Genomic DNA, 1,913 nt, shown 5'->3' with positions numbered 1-1,913 from the left:
TGGTCGCGAACCTGGACACGGATGGCGGCGGCATCAGCGGGGTTCGCCTGTGGAAAATCATGAAGCGGTTTTTTGGGCAGGCGGCCGACGTGATTGAAGTGGACCATCCGGTGCTGGCAGAAAAGCTGCGCCGAGCGAGTCCACATTGGATGCGGCATACCCATGCTACGCATGCGCTTGCGCACGGTGCCGAACTGACTACCGTGCGGGACAACCTGCGGCACGCCTCGATCTCGACGACCTCCATCTACCTGCATAGCGACGACGTTACGCGTGCCCAACAGATGGCGGCGGCATTTGCCACTGGCAAACAAACCAAGTAAGCCGGACTGCTTGGCTCTCGTAGCCACATGAAAGGCATCCGCCGACAGGACATGGACGCCGTAACAGTTTGGCTTGCATATCGGCTTCGTTCCCCTGGCAGCCATTTTCCGAGGAAGTGAGCCGGCACGGGCGAGATACTGGAAAGGAGCGCTCGGCGTTTTTTCTCTAGTAACAATCTCGATTTTCTAGCACATTTCGAGATAGGAACCTGGAACCCCAACGCGCCAAAGTCCTAACCCCCGCCAATTTTCGCCGTCTCCTGCGCGTCACTGAAGCAACAAGCCGATTCCCCGAGCGCGACAGCCCGCAGCAGCTCGACGAGGCATTCGGGGCGGATCCGGCCGATAGCAACAAGGTCTGACATTTCTACGAATCGATCAAACCACTTAGCTGGTCGTTGTATTGGTCTTCTTGATGACCTATAATATGGTTTCCCCTTGTCGGACCGCCCCTAGGCCCGGCATGCCACACGCGTACCCCCTACGCGATGCTCCCGCGAGTGAATATCGCGGGACGATTTCGGAAAATTCCGAAGGAGTTGTTTGTATGCAAAAGATATTGGCCGGTGCGTCTATTGGCATCAGCGAGCTCAAGATGAATCCGAGCGCCGCAATTGAAGCCGCCGATGGCCCGGTCGCTGTACTAAACCGGAACTCGCCGGTCGCTTACCTCATTCCCGCTGAAGTTTGGGAACGGATCTGTGACGTGCTCGATGATGTTGAGCTGGCCGCGATCGCGAGGGAGCGTGCTGGCGAGAAGCCCATCCACGTAAAACTTGATGACCTATAAACTTGCCTTCTTGCCGTCTGCCCTGAAAGAATGGGAAAAGCTCGACGCCACCGTGCGCGAGCAGTTTAAAAAGAAGTTGAAAGAACGCCTCGAGAACCCTCGCGTGCCATCTGCGGCGCTCTCGACTATGGCCGACACGTATAAGATAAAGCTCGCGTCCTTGGGCTTTCGCCTCGTGTACTGTGTCGATGAAGGTATTGTCACCGTGACGGTGATCGCAGTGGGCAAGCGCAACCGAGGGCAGGTTTACGGGATGGCGCGTCGCCGGTTCGATGAAGCCGAGAAGTAACGATTATCCAAGGGCGCCGCAGCGCCCTTTGTCATTTCTGGCGTCCGCGGCGCGCAGCCTTGCTGGACGTGGCTTTACGGCGATAACGTAGAAATAGGTGATTCTTGGTAGGTGCGGCCTGGAGCGCAAGGAACTAAACTTGGGATAACTGTGCGACGTGCAGCATTTTCCCTAATTTAGTTCTCACAACGGGGACTAAATTAGGGAAAATGCTGCAGCTCGATACCTTGAGGTAGTTCGCAACGCAGTGATTTCCGGGAACTAAATGTGGCAAACGGCTGCAACGCAGAGTTTACATCGATTTAGTTCCCAAAATATCCCAAATTTAGTTCCTCGCGCTCCAAACACGACATTTCTACATGGCCAGAACACGACATTTGCATAAAGCTATTACAACTCATGTCGAGGCCATTCTTAAATGTCGGGGGTGGGGCTACATAGAAATGTCGTGTTTTTAAGGTTGAAAGTTTTGTCTCTAACGGGTTACCGCTCACGCAGTGTTGAAGAACCG

3 protein-coding genes are annotated in these 1,913 nt (G+C 54.8%); all 3 read left to right on the top strand.

The features are described from left to right. Positions 1 to 323, top strand: a 323-nt coding sequence (locus HV670_RS29810; RefSeq protein ID WP_175108518.1) for a tyrosine-type recombinase/integrase, incomplete at its 5' end; no start/stop codon positions are given. A gap of 547 nt (positions 324 to 870) precedes the next feature. Continuing rightward, the gene (locus HV670_RS29805; protein ID WP_175108517.1) at positions 871 to 1,113 is read left to right on the top strand and encodes a type II toxin-antitoxin system Phd/YefM family antitoxin; all 243 of its coding nucleotides are present in this window, start codon (positions 871 to 873) and stop codon (positions 1,111 to 1,113) included. Then, a complete protein-coding gene (locus tag HV670_RS29800) occupies positions 1,103 to 1,402 on the top strand; it encodes a type II toxin-antitoxin system RelE family toxin (protein ID WP_175108516.1) in 300 nt (99 codons plus the stop codon). The genes HV670_RS29805 and HV670_RS29800 overlap by 11 nt, the downstream gene beginning before the upstream one ends. Positions 1,403 to 1,913 lie beyond the last annotated feature (511 nt).

Origin of the sequence: Pararobbsia alpina (assembly GCF_902859895.1) — a bacterium.
GTDB lineage: Bacteria > Pseudomonadota > Gammaproteobacteria > Burkholderiales > Burkholderiaceae > Pararobbsia > Pararobbsia alpina.
Note: the sequence above shows the minus strand (reverse complement) of the source record. Positions and strands in the feature narration are given on the sequence as shown.